Raw genomic sequence first — 1,939 nt, 5'->3', positions numbered from 1 at the left:
GCGCTCCCGGCACCTCGACATCCCGGAGGCCCTCCTGTGACCGTCCTCCCCACCCGCCTCGACCCCGGCGGCGCCGAGCACACCGCCCACCGGGCCGCGATGCTGGAGAAGCTCGCCGCCCTCGACGCCGAACACGCCAAGGCGCTGGCCGGCGGCGGCCCCCGCTACGTCGAGAGGCACCGCAACCGCGGCAAGCTGCTCGCCCGCGAGCGCATCGAACTCCTCCTCGACCAGGACGCGCCGTTCCTGGAACTCTCCCCGCTCGCCGCCTGGGGCAGCGACCACCCGGTCGGCGCCGCCCTGGTCACCGGCGTCGGGGTGATCGAGGGCACGGTCTGCGTCATCACCGCCAACGACCCGACCGTGCGCGGCGGCGCCAGCAACCCGTGGACGCTGAAGAAGGCGCTGCGGGCCAACGAGGTCGCCCTGCACAACCGGCTGCCGCTGGTGAACCTGGTCGAGTCCGGCGGCGCGGACCTGCCCAGCCAGAAGGAGATCTTCATCCCCGGCGGGGCGCTCTTCCGCGACCTCACCCGGCTCTCCGCCGCCGGCATCCCGACGATCGCCGTCGTCTTCGGCAACTCCACCGCCGGCGGCGCCTACGTGCCCGGCATGTCCGACCACACCGTGCTGGTGCGCGAGCGCGCCAAGGTCTTCCTCGGCGGCCCGCCGCTGGTCAAGATGGCCACCGGTGAGGAGGCCGACGAGGAACGGCTCGGCGGCGCCGACATGCACGCCCGCACCTCCGGCCTCGCCGACCACGTCGCCGAGGACGAGCCGGACGCCTGCCGGATCGCCCGCCGGATCGTCAAACGGCTGCACTGGCAGCGCAGCGGCCCGCTGCCCGACACCACCGCCGAGCCGCCGAAGTACGACGAGGAGGAGCTGCTCGGCATCGTCCCCGGCGACCTGCGGGTGCCCTTCGACCCGCGCGAGGTCATCGCCCGGATCGTCGACGGCTCCGACTTCGACGAGTTCAAGCCGCTGTACGGGCCGAGCCTGGCCACCGGCTGGGCCACCGTGCACGGCTACCCCGTCGGCATCCTCGCCAACGCGCAGGGCGTGCTCTTCAGCGCCGAGTCGCAGAAGGCCGCCCAGTTCATCCAGCTCGCCAACCAGCGCGACATCCCGCTGCTCTTCCTGCACAACACCACCGGCTACATGGTCGGCGAGGCCTACGAGCAGGGCGGCATCATCAAGCACGGCGCGATGATGATCAACGCGGTCTCCAACTCGCGCGTCCCGCACCTGTCCGTGCTGATGGGCGCCTCCTACGGCGCCGGGCACTACGGCATGTGCGGACGCGCCTACGAGCCGCGCTTCCTGTTCGCCTGGCCGAGCGCCAAGTCCGCGGTGATGGGCCCGCAGCAGCTCGCCGGGGTGCTGTCCATCGTCGCCCGGCAGTCCGCCGCCGCCAAGGGCACCCCGTACGACGAGGACGCCGACGCGGCGATCCGCGCCATGGTCGAGCAGCAGATCGAGGCCGAGTCGCTGCCCGCCTTCCTCTCCGGACGGCTCTACGACGACGGCGTCATCGACCCGCGGGACACCAGGACCGTGCTCGGACTCTGCCTCTCCGCCGTGCACAGCGGCCCCGTCGAGGGCGCCCGCGGCTACGGCGTCTTCCGGATGTAGCTTCTCGTGGAGGAACGACCCAAGTGATCACCTCTCTGCTGGTCGCCAACCGCGGCGAGATCGCCCGGCGGATCTTCCGCACCTGCCGCGACCTCGGCATCGCCACCGTCGCCGTGCACTCCGACCCGGACGCCGACGCCCCGCACGTCCGGGAGGCCGACACCGCCGTCCGCCTCCCCGGCGCCGCCCCCGCCGACACCTACCTCCGGGCCGACCTGCTGATCGCCGCCGCCCGCGCCGCCGGCGCGGACGCCGTCCACCCCGGCTACGGCTTCCTCTCCGAGAACGCCGACTTCGCGCAGGC

The 1,939-nt window shown here is 73.1% G+C and carries 2 protein-coding genes; both read left to right on the top strand.

All coding sequences use genetic code 11. The features are described from left to right. Positions 1–36: 36 nt before the first annotated feature. Positions 37–1,635 carry a carboxyl transferase domain-containing protein gene (locus ABZ641_RS35315; protein ID WP_359988494.1) on the top strand — a complete coding sequence of 533 codons (1,599 nt, stop codon included), beginning with the start codon at positions 37–39 and terminating at the stop codon, positions 1,633–1,635. A 23-nt stretch (positions 1,636–1,658) separates the two neighbouring features. After that, positions 1,659–1,939: biotin carboxylase N-terminal domain-containing protein (locus ABZ641_RS35310; protein WP_359988492.1), on the top strand; the 281-nt coding region annotated here is incomplete at its 3' end.

This window comes from Kitasatospora sp. NPDC007106, assembly GCF_040634455.1.
Taxonomy (GTDB): Bacteria; Actinomycetota; Actinomycetes; order Streptomycetales; family Streptomycetaceae; genus Kitasatospora; species Kitasatospora arboriphila.
The sequence above is the reverse complement of the archived record's forward strand: the minus strand, read 5'-3'. Positions and strand labels throughout refer to the sequence as shown.